This is a genomic window from Morganella psychrotolerans (assembly GCF_001676155.1).
In the GTDB taxonomy this organism is placed as follows: Bacteria; Pseudomonadota; Gammaproteobacteria; order Enterobacterales; family Enterobacteriaceae; genus Morganella; species Morganella psychrotolerans.
Genome location: NZ_LZEW01000005.1, coordinates 1 through 18,187, shown reverse-complemented (window position 1 = coordinate 18,187; position 18,187 = coordinate 1). Strand labels below are relative to the sequence as shown.

Here is an 18,187-nt window from a genome sequence, read left to right as displayed (position 1 = left end):
AAAAGCAATGAAGTGAGTTAATCATATATTAAGGATATAGATATGAACAAAATTAAGTTAGCATTATTAGTAACAGGTGCACTGTTTGCTGGTTCTAACGCATTTGCGGCAGCAGATGCTACCGCTGTTGAAAGAGGTACTGTTAAATTCATTGGTGAATTAACTGATGAGACTTGTAGTATTGTTGCAGGTGATGAAAATCAAACTGTTACTTTACCAAAACTGTCTACTAATATCATCGGTAAAGCCGGCGATAAAGGTGGTTGGACTCGTTTCACCATTAAGGTGGAAAAATGTTCTGATACCGTTAAAGAAGTTGCTGCACACTTCGAAGGTAATGGATTTGGTTCTGTTGACCAGACTACCGGTTTCCTGCTGAATCAAAGTGCTACCGGTTCTCAGAACGTCCGGATTGCTATCCGTAACAAAGTCGGTGCAACTAAAGATGATGATATGATTCAAATTGGTGGTACAGGCCAGTATTTCAAGACTGCTGACAAGAAAGCGGTATTAGCCTATGAAGGTGGTTACTACGCGGTTGGTGCTACTACCCCGGGTCCTGTTACAGCAACAACAATGTATACTTTAGCTTATAAATAATAATATTCACTAGCTATATATCATAGAGCTACATCTGTAGCTCTATATTTTAGTTAACGGAATAACGGATAAATTATGTTTTTAAATTTAATGAAATCGGTTTTACTGTTTCTGCTGGTGAGCAGTACTGCAATGAGTTCGGTTACTATTACAGGAACCCGGATTATATTTATCGGAGACAATAAAGATCAGGTTGTCAGATTAAATAACAAGAGCATGACAGCCCCTGCATTGGTTCAGGTTTGGGTAGATGATGGTATCAAAATTAATGATATCAACAATAAAGATATCCCATTCGTTGTAACGCCGCCGGTCAGTCGTATTGAACCGAATAAAGGCCAAAGTATCCGGTTGATTTATAATGGAATGGTATTGCCACAGGATAAAGAATCGATATTTTATTTTAATCTTCTGGAAATTCCGCCCGAGAATCCCGGCGCTGAAGGTCCCCGTCTGGATATTGCGTTTAAAACACGCATTAAATTATTTTACCGTCCTGCCGCTTTATTAAAATCTAATGTTATTGAGCAGGCAGATAAGCTTGTGTTAGAGCAGGTAAATAATCCTCAAAAAGGAACCGGAATTAAAGTAACGAATCCGACTCCTTATTACGCCAATTTTTCAGAAATGATGGTGAATGTCGGGGGAACAGTCGTTAAAGTAAATTCAGATACAGCTGATATGGTAGCACCCGGTTCATCAGTAGAGTTTTATGGCGCTTCAGCGCTATCCGGCACAGTTTCTGAAATTAATTGCAGCATTCTTAATGACTATGGCTCACCAACTGATATCAAATTAATTAAAGGTACCGGACCCGGGTTCACCGCTGTAAAAGCAAAATAAATGGATTTATTTCGCAGTTATTCATGGATTGTGACTGCGTACAGAGGGGTATTGCATGATTAGTAAGCAAAAAATAGTCATGAGTTTACTATTTTTTCCCGTTGTTGTTTTTGGAGAAACAGGTAACTCATCACCGGAAAGCGCTGTGGATAATGCAGGTGTTAATTATAACGCAGGCTTTATTCAGGGGATGAGTGTCGATCTCGCTGAATACGCATATGGAAATCCGGTACCTGAAGGTATTTATACCGTCACAGTACTTGCTAATGAGATAGACAGAGGGAAGCAGAGTATCTCATTTAAAGCGGAATCCGGCGGAAAGCAGGCACAGGCCTGTTTTTCGGCTTCACAAATTAGTGAGTTAGGTATTATCACCGATGCACGGCTTAAGGGGTCTGCTGAAAATACCGCAGCGGGGGCGGCTGAGTGTTACCCGATAACGCATTATGTTGCGTATGGGAAAGCGTATTATAATACGGCTGATCTTGAATTGGTTCTGACGCTCCCCCAGGCAAATATGCCTAAAGGATCCGAGGGGTATGTTGATCCTTCCCGGTGGGATGCAGGGGTCACGACCATGTTTATTGATTATAATGTGAATGCCTACGCCAACCGTTCCAAGACTGACGGAGAGTCCGATACTGATTATAGTGCCAACCTGAACTGGACTCTGGGGCTGAACATCGGAGAGTGGCGGTTTCGTAACCGCAGTAACTCATCCTGGACATCAAACGGTGAAAATAAAACCAAAAATGTAATGACCTATGCGGAAACTGATATTACACCGCTGAAAAGTCGTTTGACGTTGGGGGATGTTTATACCAGCAGCCGGGTTTTTGAGTCTTATAATCTGCGCGGGGCGATACTGAATTCCGATATGCAGATGTTGCCTGATTCACTTAGCAGCTACAAGCCGGTTATATCAGGTATTGCGGAAAGTAACGCACGCGTTATTTTAAAACAGGGCGGGCATACAATATATGAAACGACGGTAACGCCGGGACCGTTTGAATTATCTGATTTTGGTGCGCTATCTTACTCCGGTAACATTCAGATGGTTATCATTGAAGCTGATGGCCGGGAAAAATTACAGGACGTCGTTTTCTCTGCACCACCAATGATGATGTATCCGGGTGTTTCATCATATGCCATACAACTTGGTGTATTAAATGAATCCGGTACTGATGGTTCACCTAAAATTGCGCAGGGTGAATATGCCTACGGTATAAATAACTTTTTATCTGTTTACACGGGTTTTCAGTTAGCCGAAAAATATCATGCAGTCGTGATTGGTAATGCCCTGAATACACCGCTTGGTGGTATTTCCCTTGATATGACTCATGCCCGCAGTGACTTCGGCGATGCTATTAAGTCCGGGGACAGTTTCCGTATTAACTACAGTAAATTATTCAACGCCACAAATACAAACCTGATGCTCTCCACTTACCGCTATTCGACAGAAGGGTATTACACTTTCCGTGATGCGATGTACTGGAATCAGCGCGGTGGTATTAAAGCGTTAGATAACTACACTCCGGGACCTGACGAATATAAAAATAACTATTACGCTATCGGAACCCGCGCCAAAAATCAGTTTTCAATTAACCTGAACCAACCTATCTGGGATGGTGCTGCTGTAAATATGGCTGCAAGTTATTTTGACTATTGGGGCGATCGTCCGGCAGGTACACAAGTATCATTGGGTTATAACCAGATGATGAAATATTTTTCATATTCTCTGGTGTATCAACGAACAAAAACAGCGTATGACACCTATGACGATACTTATATGGCGAACGTCAATATTCCGTTGCCTCAGTCTTATGGTGTAAAACCGTTGTTTAGTAATTTATATCTGTCTGCTGTGCGTAATGCTGATGGTAAAACAGGATTTCAGTCTTCTGTATCCGGTTATCAGGGGGAAGAAAATGAACTGTCTTATAGTTTCGGGGGCAGAACAAACTTTGATTCCGGTAGTGAGGCTGACAGCCTGACAGCGTCTGCCAGCTATAACACGTCTGTCGCTGCGTTAGGTTCAACCGCATCAATGGACAGTCGTTCTAACCGTCAGTTATCCCTGACCGCAAACGGCAGTATTGTGGCTCATGAAGGTGGCGTAACACTGGGTCCGTCACTGGGTGGCTCTGCATTTGCCATTGTTCAGGCCGACGGGGCTGAAGGCGCTAAGTTCCTGAACGGTTACGGAACCAAAATTGACAGCAGAGGGTATGCAATCGTGCCTAATCTGACCGCATACCGTGAAAACCAGGTCGCATTGAATACCCGCAATATGGAAGCGGATGTTGATGTGCTGGATGATATATCCACCGTCGTTCCACGCTCCGGTGCTGCGGTACAGATTAAGATAAAAACAATTGCCGGTAAGCCTGTAGTATTAATTGTCAGAGATAAAAACGGTGAATTCCTGCCGATTGGTACGAATGTTCATGGCAGTGACGGTGAATATCTGACTATTATTGGCCAGGCAGGAATGGCATATATCCGTGGCTGGGATGGCGCTTCCGGTGCTCTTCAGGTGAAATCAGCATCTGTGGGAGAATGTCATATTAATCCTGATGCTTCGGTTGCATCACAAATAGCATCTGCACAGGATGGAATTACTCAGCTGGAGGTCAAATGTATTTAAATATTGTTAAATTCAGCAAAGTAAAATATTTATCAATACTAATTGTTTTACTTACGGCGGTTTTAGGAAAATTTACATATGCCGCAAATAAAAAAATATGTGATAATAATTGTCAGATTCCGGTCGAATTCACAGGTACGTATTTAGAATCCACATGTAAAATAAGTGTGGATGGTGGTTCTAAAGACGGCATTGTTAATTTACCAAAAATATCGGTATTAAATTTAAAGGAAACGGGTAAAGAAGCGGGTAAAACCCGGTTTTCGATAGCACTGGATAATTGTCCCGCAGATTCAGTTATTGAGTTAATTCTCAGGAATTCAGGTGGTAACGCTGATGCGAATACCGGTAATCTGAAAACTGAAGATGATAATTTATCGGCCAAAAAAGTTCAGCTCCGTATTCGTAAAGAAGAGGATAATGATCAGATGGTCATTGATAATGAACAAAGTTTCCAAAAATACATTATACCGGCAACCTCTGTTAAAGTTACACATTACTACTCAGTAAGTTATTTTTCTGAAGGAAATAATGTTGTTACGCCGGGTACGGTTCGTTCTTCAGCTATAATAGATTTAAATTACAAATAATCCTAAAAGTTTGTTATGAATATATTTTGTTCATAACAAACGGATTTATCTTAGTATATCTGCGTTAATAACGTTTAATATGTAAATACGCCTTCTATCAAAAGTCAGCTGTTTATTATGGCTAATGAAATCGGCTAATTTGAGTGAAGTAATATTAGTATTCTTACTAATCAAATTAAACAAAATAAGAGAATCACGGTATGCGAATTAATAACGGTAGTGCTCAGAAGTTCATTGCAAGAAACCGCGCTCCGCGCGTGCAAATTGAATATGATGTCGAGATTTACGGTAGTGAGAAAAAAATTGAATTGCCATTTGTCATGGGCGTATTAGCGGATTTATCTGGTAAGCCTTTAGAACCGCTTCCGCCTGTTACAGACAGAAAATTCCTGAGTATTGATATCGATAATTTTGATGACCGCATGAAGAGCATGAAGCCTCGTGTTGCTTTTGCTGTACCAAATACCTTAACCGGTGACGGTCAGCTGATGGTCGATATTACGTTTGAAAGCATGGATGATTTTGCACCGGATGCAATCGCCCGCAAAATCGAACCGCTGGCTGAGCTGCTTGAAGCACGCACTCAGTTAACTAACCTGCAAACTTACATGGATGGTAAAGCAGGAGCGGAAGGTCTGATCATGCAAATTCTGCAGGATAAAGAACTGCTGAAAACCTTGGCGTCTGCACCAAAGCGTGAAGACAAAGTTGCAGATCCGTCTCAGGACGATTAAGAATTGTAGGGTGCCAGAAATATGTTAGCTCAAAATAATCAGAAAAAATGCGGGCGCTAAAGCGACGCAGACTCAGGAAAAAAGTGATTTCAGCTCACTGTTAGCACAGGAGTTTAAATCAAAGACTGAACAGTCTAAAACTGCGGTACAGAACGCAGTTAAAACACTGGCTGAACAAGCATTAGCCAACTCAATCACGATTTCGTATGACGCGTATAAAAATATCGAGTCAATCATTGCCGAAATCGACCTGAAAATGTCAGAGCAGATCAATCTGATCCTGCACCATAAAGAATTCCAGCAGTTGGAAAGCGCATGGCGCGGCCTGCATTATCTGGTCAACAATACTGAAACCGACGAGAAACTGAAATTACGTTTCATGGACATCTCTAAAGATGAACTGCGTCGTAACATGAAGCGCTATAAAGGCGTTGCATGGGATCAAAGCCCGCTGTTCAAGCAGGTTTATGAAGAAGAATATGGCCAGTTAGGTGGCGAGCCGTATGGCTGCCTGGTTGCTGACTACTTCTTTGATCATACTCCGCCTGATGTTGATCTGCTGGGTTCAATCGCGAAAGTTGCTGCCTCTGCACACGTGCCGTTCATTACCGGTGCATCTCCTTCTGTCATGCAGATGGATTCATGGCAGGAACTGTCTAACCCGCGTGACCTGACTAAAATCTTTACCCAGAACCTGGAATACGCAGCATGGAACTCCCTGCGCCAGTCTGAAGATGCCCGTTATATCGGTCTGGCAATGCCACGCTTCCTGGCCCGCCTGCCATACGGCATCCGTACCAACCCGGTTGAAGAATTCGATTTCGAAGAAACCACTGATGGTGCAGATCACAGCAAATATTCATGGTCAAACGCGGCATACGCGATGGCTGTCAATATCAACCGTTCATTCAAGCAGTTCGGCTGGTGTACCCTGATCCGCGGTGTGGAAAGTGGTGGTGTTGTTGAGAACCTGCCTTGCCATACATTCCCGAGTGATGATGGCGGCGTGGACATGAAATGTCCTACAGAGATCGCAATTTCTGACCGTCGTGAAGCTGAACTGTCCAAAAACGGTTTCATTCCGTTAATTCACCGTAAAAACACAGACTATGCAGCGTTTATCGGCGCACAGTCTCTGCAAAAACCGGCTGAATATTATGATCCGGATGCAACTGCAAATGCCAACCTGTCTGCGCGTCTGCCATACATGTTTGCCTGCTCCCGCTTCGCGCATTATCTGAAATGTATCGTCCGCGACAAGATCGGTTCGTTCAAAGAGCGTGATGATATGCAGAAATGGCTGAATGACTGGCTGATGAACTACGTTGACGGGGATCCTGCTAACTCTTCTCAGGAAACGAAAGCACGCCGTCCGCTGGCTGCGGCTGAAGTGGTTGTTGAAGATGTTGAAGGTAACCCTGGTTACTACCAGGCTAAATTCTTCCTGCGTCCGCACTTCCAGCTGGAAGGTCTGACTGTATCTTTACGTATGGTTGCGAAATTACCATCACTGAAAGGTGCTGCGTAACCGCATCGGTAAGAAAAATTCTCTCGCTTCACAAAGGGAATAGCAGTTAGTTGCCGGTGAGATTCATAAGGATATCAGATTCAATATCCGGCACAACAAAAGCGGTAATCACAGGGCGTGATTACCTATCAAAGTTAATTTGATTAATGCATTAATAAGAGGAAATACAGATGGCTCAAGATATGTTTTTAAGAATCGCAGGCATCGACGGTGAAGCACTGGATCACGCACACAAGGATGAAATTGAAGTTCTGTCATGGCGCTGGGGTGTTAACCAGCAGTCCAACATGCACAGTGGTTCAGGTGGTGGTTCTGGTAAAGCAACTGTGGAAGATTTCACATTTGTTCACTACACCGACCGTGCAAGTCCAAACCTGCTGAGCTACTGCTTATCTGGTAAACACATCAAAGACATCCAATTTACCGTTCGTAAAGCGGGTGGTACCCCACTGGAATACCTGATCATCAAATTTACTGATGTTATCGTTACCGATGTTGCGATGCAGGGTTCTGTTGAAGATGAAAGCCGTCCTCGTGAAGTGGTTAAATTCTCTTTCACTAAGATGACTCAGGAATATGTAATTCAGAATGCTGATGGTAACAAATCTGGTACTATCGCAGCAACCTACGATGTTAAAGCTAACCTGATTGGCTGATAACATTTTATATTGAATTAAAACCTGCCATTTTCGGATGGCAGGTTTTTATTCCCAACTCTCGGTTTAATACATATTTAATTGTTTGCAATTTAACATGGCGGACAATACTATTACACACTCTTAGTTATTTATACATATAAGCATTTTCAATAATGCCAGGCATGGTTATATGTCGATTAATACAGTCATGAAACATACCGATTTTAAAGTAGTAAATATTTTGTGTGTCCTTGTGATATCGTTGTTATTAACAGGGTGCAGTATTTTAAATTTTGCCAGATCAACTCCGTCTGAAGCTAAATCAGCGTCAGAACTCAAGATTACTTTAGTGGCCAGTGCTGAAATTAATAAAAGTAAAAACCGGTTACCATCGCCACTGAATATATTTGTTTATGCTGTTAAATCTAAACAATCATTTTTAAGTACGGACTATTTGACGTATTTATATAAAAACAAGCCTAACCCTGAAAATGAAATGCTTATTTTGGAATATATCATCAGGCCGGGTGAAACAAAAACGATAGATTACAAGATTAATTCAGATTATCCCTATATCGGAATAATTGCTGCTTATAAAGATATCAGTAATGCCAAATGGAGCACTGTTTATTCGCTGGATAATCTGCGCGGTGCAACATGGACTGAAAAATACATTTTATTTACCGAGCCTGAACATGAAATTAAAGTCTTATTTTCAAATTCAGTTGTGTCAATCAAAGAGAATGGATGAGTTGTGAGAACAAATAAAGTCGTATGGAGTGAGGGACTGTTCCTGCGCCCTCAGCTATTCCAACAGCAAGAACGTTATTTTGAATATATTGCTCATAAACGTGCAGCGACCATTAGTCCATTCTTCTGGGGTTTTGCACAATACGAGATTGACCGTGAGGCGCTGTCTTATGGCAAGTTAGTCTTACGTTCAGGGCAGGGCGTTTTTCCGGATGGTACACCATTCGGGATCCCCGGTCATGATGAGCAACCGGAACCCTTAACCATTACAGCCGAGCATCTCGGAAAGATGATATATCTGGCTGTACCGCTGCGTCTTGATAACAGTGATGAAACTATTTTTGATGAATTTGATGCAAGTTCATTAGCGCGTTTCAATTCATTTGAAGAAGAGATTAATGATACCAACTCCGTACGCCAGGGACCGAAACCGATCCAGCTGGCGCGCATGCGTTTACGCCTGATGGCGGAAACAGAAATGACGGAATCATGGATTGGTATTGCGTTGGCAAAAGTTAAAGCGATTCAGCCTGACGGCAGCGTGTTGCTTCACTTTGAAGACCATATCCCTCCGGTAACCGGCTACGCTGCAAACTACCTGCTGATGGAGTGGATAACCCACTTAAACGGTCTGGTAAAAATGCGTGCGGATATGCTGGCATCCCGTCTGGCATCCAGTGATGGTAAAGCCAGCGCCAGTGCGGAAGTTGTGGATTATCTGTTATTACAGATTTTCAATAAATATGAGCCGATTTTAAACCATCTGCGTCATATTCCGGAAACGGCACCCATCATTATTTATGAAGAACTGGCTAAGTTTGCGGGTGAATTATCCACATTCCTGCGGGCAAAAACCCGCCGGCCGAATGTTGCCCCGGGTTATGATCATGCCAATTTATATGCCTCTATCCGCCCGTTAGTGGATGAAGTTCATGGTCTGCTCAATCAGATGCTGGTGCGTTCCGGTCAGAGTATTCCGCTGGTACGCCAGGAGCATGGTGTCTGGACTGCATCGGTTATTCCGAGCGAATTGCGTGGATTCTCCAACCTGGTACTGGCCGCATCATCTCAGTTACCGCTGGATGTTATGCAGCATCAGTTTGTGGCACAGACGAAGATCAGTTCGCCGCATAAACTCCAGGAACTGGTGCGTTCTCACCTGCCGGGCCTGATTTTACGTAACCTGCCTGTACCACCAAGACAAATACCCTATACCTCCGGGTATCTGTATTTTGAACTGATGAAGCAGGGGCCTTACTGGGAAAATATTCTCAACAGTGGATCCCTTGCCCTTCACGTTGCCGGGGACTTCCCGGGGATACGGCTTGAGCTTTGGGGCGTGAGGGATTAATGAATCTGTTTAATGACAATTACGGTGATGATCCGGATCAGACCAAAAAAGGGTCTGACGGCGCATTAACGGATAATCAGGAAGAGCAGACCCCCCAGTCGATGGGGGCTTTTTTGCATGATGACGGTAGTTTCTTTGCCCCGCTGGACAGTGATCCGCTGGGCATGGGCGCGGAAGCGATCGATTACCGTGATCTTGCAATTAAAAGTGAAAGCATCCAGGCCCGGATTCAGCGTGTAAGCCGGGCAGAAGATCCGTTACTTGAAGCTGTGCAGCCATTATTACGGGCGCTCAGTGAACTGCCCGATCAGGTCTCTGATCTGAAACAGGTGGAAATTCTTAAAAAAAGCCTGAAGAACGAAATTGCCACCTTTACGGCGGTGTGTGATGCCGTGAGTATTGCGTGGCAGAAAATGGCGATTATCCGTTATGCCATTTGTACCGCAATCGATGAATCTGTTCACTCAAAAGCCTGGGGTCTGGCCTCCGGCTGGTCTCAGAGTAACCTTCTTAACCACTTTGAAGGGGATAACGACGGGGGGAATAAATTTTTCCTGCTGATTGGTCGCTTATCCATGAACCCGCAGGAATACACGGATGTACTGGATATCCTTTCCCGTATTCTCGGTCTCGGGTTTGAAGGTCGCTACAGTATTATTGAAAACGGCGATCGTCAGCTGAATAAAATCCGTCAGCGCCTGCTTTCATTACAGCAGAGCACCAGAGACTCTGTACCGGCGGCCTTATCGCCGAATGCGACAGTGACCCAGGATGATAATGAAGTGCGCCGGGTTTATTTACCTGTTCGTATCTCAATGATTATCAGCGGCTTTATTCTGATCAGTCTGTTTGCTCTCTTCAAATACTGGCTGATGGTTGATCTCGGTGAATTTAATGACCGGGTCGCCTCGCTCAAACGCGGCGAATTGAAACATACTCAGCTGGCAATTGCTGTACCACGGATGCGGCTGGCTATTCTGCTCAAAGATGAGATAGCCAAAGGGTTGGTCACCGTGGATGAAACAGGTCCGCAAAGTATTGTGACGTTCCGTGGTGATGCCATGTTCCTTTCAGGGAAACAGGAAGTTAAACCTGAAATGGACAGTATCCTTGTTCGCGTGGCTGATGAAGTGAAACGCGTCGACGGTAAAGTGGTTATTTCAGGCCATACTGACTCAGTTCCTATCGGACGGGCGAAGTTTGCGAGTAATGAAGAATTGTCACTGAAACGGGCAGAATCTGTGGGTCAGTTCTTTGTGCAGACCGGGATCCTTCCTCAGAACATTCAGACAAAAGGCATGGGGGCTTCACAACCTGTCAGCAGTAATAAAGATGAGCAGGGGCGTGCGCTGAACCGGCGTGTTGAAGTTTATGTTACCTATCTGTGAGTTTTAAAAATGTCATTCTGGAATAGAACATTTGCACTACGGTTTACAAAAAGAGTCCTGATTTTTCTCTTCTTTTTGTTATTAGCCGCCATTATATGGTACCTGGGACCGACATTCGGCTACGGAGAAATCCGTCCGCTTGAAGACAGCACATCACGGATAACGTATATCGTGCTGTTGGCTGTCATATTTGTCGGGCTATGGTGCCGTGTTCCGTGTTTCCTGCTCGGGGTACTGACGGTCTGCGTCACATTCTGGGTTTTCTCACCCTATCTGTTACTCGGCGAGTCCTATCCTTTTGAGGAGACGACTCCGCGTCTGATTGTCATCGGGGTTATCACGCTGGCGACGCTGCTGTATTGCGTCTGGCTGCTTATCTCCATGCTGCGCTTCAATCCGGAAAAACTGGATCGCTTCTTTAAAGGCAGAAAAGACGACGCAGTCCGGGTGGAACGCTACCGCGAAGTTGTTGCTATCATTAACAACGCCGCACGGTATGTCGCATACACCGGTCGCAAAATTTCCCGCTGGAGCCATTTCTGGCGTCCCAAGAAAGTAGTTTACGACCTGCCGTGGTACATGATGCTGGGTCCGAAGGACGCAGGGAAAACCACCGCTATCCTGTCATCGGGTCAGGAATTCCCGCTGCCGGAACAATTGCTGCGTGTCTCTAAAGAGAGCACCCCGACTACAAACTGTGAATGCTGGTTTACCAACGAAGCTATTTTTGTTGATACTTCCGGTAAATACATCAATGAACTTGATGAAAACAGCGGTGAGTGGGATGCCTTAGTTAAAGCCATCAAGAAAAACCGTCCGCTGAAATCACTCAACGGTGTGGTTGTGACAATTCCTGTCACTGACCTGATGGGCAGAGATAAAAAAAGAGCTGTATGCATTATCGTCAAAATTCAGAACACAGCTGGATCTGCTGCGCCACGAGTTAGGTGTCCGCTTCCCGGTGTATGTGCTGATCACCAAAATGGATATGGTGTCCGGTTTTGATGAATATTTCCGGTCTCTGACACTCGAAGAACGTGATCAGATCTGGGGCTTCACACTGCCGTTCGGTGAGAAGAAGAAGAAATCTGATGCTATTGTCGAGATCCGCGATGTCCTGCGCAATGAGTTATCTGCACTGGAGAGCCGCCTCGATAAAGACATGACCGCGCGTATGCTGGATGAATATGATGTCACCACGCGTAAACGCATGTATCAGCTGCCACAGGATTTCCGTTTACTGGCGGATGCCATCACGGAGTTCGGTCAGAATGTTTTCTCGCCGTCCCGCTATGATGACACGCAGAAATTCACGTCACTGCGCGGTATCTATTTTGCCAGCAGCACGCAGTCAACAATGCAGTCACTGCTTAATCCGCACACCATTGTTCAGAAATGGCGTGACATGGCAAGCAGCCTGGAAGGTAAAGAATTTATTACCGATAAGGCTGAGGATACGGAAGATCGTCTGGTTCAGGAAACCGTTAACGGCAAGCATTTCTTCCTGAAACAGTTATTTGATAACTTTATCCGTGATCGCAATCTGGTGCGCTATAACCTGGCACTGACCGCGAAGTACCGTTTCCAGACGCTTGCCGGACATCTGTTGTGTATCCTGCTGACTATCTGGTTATGTTATGCACTGGTGAACAGTTATCATAATAACCGTGTCTATCTGGATGAAGCTAACGAGAAAGTCGAACAGGTATCGACAGTCGTGGATGAGTATCTGGAAACGAACAGCGACGGTCTGTTGGCGAAGATGTTGTCACTGACGCAGGATATTCCGGTTCTGGGTGTGTTTGACTTTAAAGATCCGCGTCTCTCTTATCGTTACGGACTGTATGTCGGGTTTGATATTCAGGAAGAATCGGACAAGATTTATCAGTATTTCCTGCAACGCTGGCTGCTTTTCTCTCTGGAAAAAATGACAGAGAAGTCCCTGTTTGATGCGGTGACGACTGATAATCAGGACATTATTTACGATAAGCTTAAAACGTATCTGATTCTGCACGGTGAAGGGAAATTTGATAAAGATTACCTGATTAAATCACTGACAGAAGAAGCACAGACAACGCATATGATTGAGAATTATGGTCAGACCATTGTCTTTGTTTCTCATCTGGAAGAATTGTTTAACGATCCGAAATGGAATCAGTACAACTCAGAGATTAATGACCGTCTTGTTGCGGCAGCCCGTGTGGTTCTGCAAAAAAAGCCGTTAGCCTCCCGCCTGTATCAAAAGGTTAAAGAACAGGCGATGACAGAGGCGCCTGAGAACATAACCTTGTATAAGCTTAGTGGTGATCAGTTAGGCAGTATTCTGGAAGTCAGCGATGAAACACTCGCAGTTAATGGTATTCCCGGCATTTTTACCAATGCCGGTTATCATCAGGTTTTTAAAAAAAAAACTGACAGAGTATGTGAAAACTATCCAGTCTGAGGATAGTTGGATCACCGGACAAAAAAACGAAGGCCGTAAAGTTGAGATTAAGCAACTGGACGGCTTCTATATGACGGAAACCGAAGAAGCCGTTCTGAAGCTCTATCTTCAGGAATATGTGGCAACGTGGAATCAGTTCCTTAACGGGATCCAGTTAAAAAAAACTGGTCCCGGACGGGGCGGTGGGAAACGATACAACGTTTGATATGTATGCGTTGCAAATCCTCAGCTCACCGGATTCTCCGCTGATTGACATGATGACGCAGATTGCGCATGAGACTGCGGTATCGGTTGATTTTGCAAAACAGGAATCCGAAATGCCGGATCTTTCCCAGACTCAGGCAGGCAGAAATCTGACTACCGGACGAATGGGATCGGTTGCCCGTAACCTGAAAGATATTAAAACAGTAAAAGATGCGTTATCACAGCGTGAGAAAAAGATCCTGTATGACAATGTGGATCGCCGGTTTGCCGCGCTGCACCGGTTAGTTAACCTGGATACATCACCAAAACCGGGCAACCGGGTGATGCAGGCCGGTCAGGGCAGTGATAACGGATTAATTAAAATTATCAACATGTTAGGCGACCAGCATAACTATCTGGTTATTAAAGAATCAACCATGGAAGACGGAAGTGCGCTGCCATTTCCGTCAGAAGCTGAAAAACGGTTGAAAGCGGAGTCCAGGCTCTGGCCGGCACCGCTTAAAGCGATAATCATGCCGCTGCTGGGCGGGATATCAACAAAGCTCAGCCAGCAGTTTACCGCGCAGAGTAATGAAGCAGTAAAACTTGAATTAGGCGACATGTGTGTCGCCTCTTTTCAGGGGAGCTATCCCTTTGCGAGCAGCGAAGAGGAAGTCAGTCTTGAGGAGTTCGAAGTCTTTTTCGGGCCGAACGGCATCGTTGATGCCTATTTTAAAGAGAATATGGTGAAGCTGGTTGATACCACGACTTCACCATGGCGCTATAAGCGCGAAGATCTCCGCGGAAATGAAGATAAGGAGGTTCTGCGTTTTTTCGAGCAGGCCCAGGAGATCAAAAAAGCTTTTTTTCGTAATGGGATGAGTGAAAACATATCATTTAGTTTTACCGCAAGTATTCCGGCCCTGTCGCCGAGAATATTGCAGTTTGGCATGAATATTAATGGTACGAATCTTACGTACAAACACGGGCCGGTCTGGCCAAAATCATTTAAATGGCCTGAGGCGGATTCTGAAAATACGATTACGATGAATGCCGTTTCCGCCGATAATGCCGATAATAGTGATGAGCGGGTACTCATGGGAGAGTGGTCGTTATTACGCTGGATGGATATGGCCAGTGAGCAGAAAATGACATCAGCCGCTAAACAGGTAATGGTTTATAAGTTTGGTGATCAGAAGGTCAGCATAAATATCAATGGATTGAACTATAAAGGAAAGCCGATTAATACAATGTTAAAGAAATTTAAATGTCCGACTTCTATTTAATAATAGGTATTTATAATTAAGACTGTTCGTCCACTTATTTAATTGTGGACTTTTCCTATTAATTATTGGAGCAATTTCTTTATATTGATAAATGGCTGCTCATTATGAAAATAAAAATAATTTTCTCAGGCTTAGGAAATAGTTCCGGAAAAAAAAATACGGAAGAGTAATCACGTGATTCAGCGTGTTATCCGGCAATGCAGCCATTTGAATATAAATCATTCACTGAATAGTAAAGTGATTGCTGAACATTTTCCGTGGTGTTTTGTTGTACCGGCATCAGTAAAGAAAGACACATTTTATCTTGGTGCTTTCAGCTTTCTCGACGATGGGAAATGCGTTGTTCTGTACACAAAGACTTCAGATAAATGGATGATTAAGAATTTGAGTAATATATCTAATGTTATTTTTTGGTGTTCCAGAATAATAGCATTTCATATCGAAAATGAAAACACTGTGATAGACGAAAAGAAATTAAGAAGTTGGGTTACGTCGCTGCAACGATATTACTCGCCGTTATGGGAGTCAGTACTCTTAAAGTCACAGTTTCAGTTTAAGAACAACCTGGACGTACTTATATCTGAGACGACTTATCTGGATTGTAATATCAATGACAATGGAGGGGTTAGCGCGATGCCATGGATGAATTGGCCTTATTGTATTAAGTCTTTTGACTCTGCCTGGCTATGGCGTCTGAATCGGCAGGGAAACATTTTAGACTCAGTCAAAATAGACATCAGAAACATGGATGTCTCCGTTTAATTATGAGCTTAATACAAATTTGATTTGTATCAAACCAATTAGGTGTGAATATGCCTCGAACATTAACCTTGCATTGCTCGGCAATGCCCAACTTACTGGGTGAGCCGGGATTAGCAATATCGACGTTTGAGGGCGAGGAAGCCCTTTCAACGTTGTATCAGTATAAGGTGGTTGCGAAAACGCCCGCAAACCCGAACATTCCGTGGCAGACCGCGGCAAATCTGGATCTGAAGAAATTTATCGGTCAGCAGATGACAGTCACCATCGAACTTGATGGTAACGGGCTGGACACTGAGCGCGGAGCCGGTAAAGGTCATCGTGAGATCTCAGGTCTTGTCGAGCGGGCCCGTTTTGTCGGCCGGGATGAAAATCAGGCAATGTATGAGTTTATCGTACGCCCCTGGCTCAACCTGACCACACTGACGTCTGACTATAAAATTTATCAGCAGAAATCAGTCGTCGATATTATTGATGAAGTGTTATCAACCTATCACTTCCCGATTGAAAAGCGCTTGTCGGCGATGTATCCGCCGCTCGATTTCCAGGTTCAGTATGGTGAAACGGACTTTGATTTCATCCAGCGTCTGATGGAAGAGTGGGGTATTTACTGGTTCTTTGAACATGACGATATGAAAAACCGCCTGGTGCTGGTTGACCACGTCGGTGCTCATAAACGCACCATCAGCCCGGCCTACCATACGCTGCGCTATGAATCAGATAAACCGAAAGATGGTCAGGAATATATTGATCAGTTCCATGCTCAGGAAACAATTACCTCGGGGCAATGGCTGACATCGGATTATGACTTTAAAAAATCCCGTGCAGATATTTCCGCACTGGATAAAAAGCCGCGTAAAACTAACTATAACAACTTTGAAATGTACCAATGGCCGGGTGACTATGATGATCCGGGTATGGGTGAATTCCTGGCGCGTGTGCGCAGTGAAGAACAAGGTTGTCTTGGTGCCCGTTCAACCGGTTCCGGTGAAATCCGCTCTGTGGTCTGTGGTACGACATTTACCATGTCAAATTTCCCGCAGTCGAAAGCAAACCGTGAATATCTGGTTATTTCTAATCAGTTGCGTGCAACAGAAATTAATCAGCAGACGGACAGCGACGGCTTCAGTATCTACACCAGTTTTGTCGTTCAGCCGACAACAAAAGTGTATCGTCCGCCGCAGACAATTGGCAAACCGGTCACTCATGGTCCGCAGACTGCATTGATTGTGGGTCCTAAAGGTGAAACGGTCTGGACAGATGAATTCGGCCGCGTAAAAGTCCGTTTCCTGTGGGATCGCTATGGTGATAACACCGATGCGGACTCCTGCTGGATCCGTGTAGGTCAGTCATGGGCCGGGGATAATTACGGCGGGATTTATATTCCGCGCGTTGGTCAGGAGGTGATTGTTGACTTCCTGCACGGAGATCCTGATCGTCCGATGATCATCGGCAGTCTGTATAACAACGTGACACCGCCACCATGGGATTTGCCGGCAAACCGCACACAAAGTGGTTTGATCAGCCGGACCATCGGCGGGGGCAAAACCAACTATAACGGTATCCGTTTCGACGATAAACCGGGACTCGAAGAGTACTGGGAACAAGCCGAACGTAATATGTCACGCGTGACAAAACTGAATGAAACCCAGCTTATCGGGGTTAACCACAGTCAGACAATCGGCGTGAACTCGGATTCTACCATCGGGGTGAACCGCAGCGAAACGGTGGGCGTTAACAAGAGCAACATGGTCGGTGCAAACCGCAGTGAGATTGTGGGTGCAAACTACAGTCAGGATGTTGTCGGGTTATCAAACCGGGTTGTTGGTATGTCCGACACGGTTGTTATCGGTGGCGCCTATTTAGGTAACTTTGGTGCTGCACACGCCGTTAATATTGCCGCAGCCAGCTCATTGAACGTCGGTGGTGCTTATGCCATCAACGTCGGTGGTGCGCATTCCACTAACGTCGGTGGTTACCACTCGATTACAACGGGTGGTGCGATGCAGATGGGTGTTGGTGGTGCATTTGCACTGACATCCGGTGGTGAGTTAGCCATTGGTTGTGTGGGTTCGATGGTTATCACCGCTGATCATATCAAAATCAAAGCCAAGAACGGCCTGATTATTGATGGTGCCTGTACTGAAATTAACCCGGGAGAGAATGCTCACGCCCGCGGATTTGGTACACAGCCGGGCAGCCCTGTTAACATTGCGGCGCCATTAGTGCCGGGATTACCGGGATTCTTCTTCTTTGCCGTTATTCCTGTACCGACAATTTGTCCGCCGACACCACCACCAACTGAAACAGCAACGGCAACGTCGCCGTCGATGACAACACCGACGCCGTCAGAGACGACACCGACGCCGTCAGAGACGACACCAACGCCGTCAGAGACGACACCAACGCCGTCAGAGACGACACCGACGCCGACAACACCGACGGCC

At 44.9% G+C, this 18,187-nt stretch carries 15 protein-coding genes; all 15 read left to right on the top strand.

The genetic code is table 11. From position 1 onward, the window contains the following. Window positions 1–42 precede the first annotated feature (42 nt). The gene (locus AYY16_RS09445) at window positions 43–600 is read left to right on the top strand and encodes a fimbrial protein (protein ID WP_082970680.1); all 558 of its coding nucleotides are present in this window, start codon (window positions 43–45) and stop codon (window positions 598–600) included. A gap of 75 nt (window positions 601–675) precedes the next feature. Beyond that, window positions 676–1,443 (top strand): fimbrial biogenesis chaperone, encoded by a 768-nt coding sequence (locus AYY16_RS09440; protein WP_067365497.1) that lies wholly within the window; start codon window positions 676–678, stop codon window positions 1,441–1,443. A 145-nt stretch (window positions 1,444–1,588) separates the two neighbouring features. Next, window positions 1,589–4,090, top strand: coding sequence for a fimbria/pilus outer membrane usher protein (locus AYY16_RS09435; protein ID WP_067365495.1), 2,502 nt, complete (start codon window positions 1,589–1,591; stop codon window positions 4,088–4,090). Then, on the top strand, window positions 4,081–4,680 hold the full coding sequence (locus AYY16_RS09430) for a fimbrial protein (protein WP_067365492.1): 600 nt from the start codon (window positions 4,081–4,083) through the stop codon (window positions 4,678–4,680). Before AYY16_RS09435 ends, AYY16_RS09430 begins: the two co-directional genes overlap by 10 nt. A gap of 200 nt (window positions 4,681–4,880) precedes the next feature. After that, complete coding sequence (tssB, locus tag AYY16_RS09425) at window positions 4,881–5,414, top strand: type VI secretion system contractile sheath small subunit (protein ID WP_067365490.1); 534 nt, start codon at window positions 4,881–4,883, stop codon at window positions 5,412–5,414. Window positions 5,415–5,448: 34 nt separating this feature from the next. Continuing rightward, window positions 5,449–6,942: a type VI secretion system contractile sheath large subunit gene (gene tssC / locus AYY16_RS09420; protein ID WP_067365487.1), complete on the top strand. Its 1,494-nt coding sequence runs from the start codon at window positions 5,449–5,451 to the stop codon at window positions 6,940–6,942. Between the two features lie 170 nt (window positions 6,943–7,112). Next, window positions 7,113–7,598 (top strand): Hcp family type VI secretion system effector, encoded by a 486-nt coding sequence (locus AYY16_RS09415; RefSeq protein ID WP_067365484.1) that lies wholly within the window; start codon window positions 7,113–7,115, stop codon window positions 7,596–7,598. Window positions 7,599–7,770: 172 nt separating this feature from the next. Next, window positions 7,771–8,331, top strand: a complete 561-nt coding sequence (tssJ, locus tag AYY16_RS09410) for a type VI secretion system lipoprotein TssJ (protein WP_067365481.1) — start codon at window positions 7,771–7,773, stop codon at window positions 8,329–8,331. Between the two features lie 3 nt (window positions 8,332–8,334). Beyond that, window positions 8,335–9,681, top strand: a complete 1,347-nt coding sequence (tssK, locus tag AYY16_RS09405) for a type VI secretion system baseplate subunit TssK (protein WP_067365478.1) — start codon at window positions 8,335–8,337, stop codon at window positions 9,679–9,681. Then, complete coding sequence (tssL, locus tag AYY16_RS09400) at window positions 9,681–11,069, top strand: type VI secretion system protein TssL, long form (RefSeq protein WP_082970678.1); 1,389 nt, start codon at window positions 9,681–9,683, stop codon at window positions 11,067–11,069. The genes tssK and tssL overlap by 1 nt, the downstream gene beginning before the upstream one ends. A gap of 9 nt (window positions 11,070–11,078) precedes the next feature. Next, window positions 11,079–12,074 (top strand): type VI secretion protein IcmF/TssM N-terminal domain-containing protein, encoded by a 996-nt coding sequence (locus AYY16_RS09395; protein WP_082970677.1) that lies wholly within the window; start codon window positions 11,079–11,081, stop codon window positions 12,072–12,074. Continuing rightward, entirely contained in the window at window positions 11,959–13,512 is a 1,554-nt protein-coding gene (locus AYY16_RS09390; protein ID WP_328585670.1) for a type VI secretion protein IcmF/TssM N-terminal domain-containing protein, read from the top strand. The genes AYY16_RS09395 and AYY16_RS09390 overlap by 116 nt, the downstream gene beginning before the upstream one ends. Next, window positions 13,493–13,717, top strand: a complete 225-nt coding sequence (locus AYY16_RS09385) for an ImcF-related family protein (RefSeq protein WP_067365469.1) — start codon at window positions 13,493–13,495, stop codon at window positions 13,715–13,717. Before AYY16_RS09390 ends, AYY16_RS09385 begins: the two co-directional genes overlap by 20 nt. Next, entirely contained in the window at window positions 13,695–14,981 is a 1,287-nt protein-coding gene (locus AYY16_RS09380) for a type VI secretion IcmF C-terminal domain-containing protein (RefSeq protein ID WP_156664983.1), read from the top strand. Before AYY16_RS09385 ends, AYY16_RS09380 begins: the two co-directional genes overlap by 23 nt. Window positions 14,982–15,793: 812 nt before the next feature. Continuing rightward, window positions 15,794–18,187, top strand: a 2,394-nt coding sequence (locus AYY16_RS09370) for a type VI secretion system Vgr family protein (RefSeq protein WP_156664982.1), incomplete at its 3' end; no start/stop codon positions are given.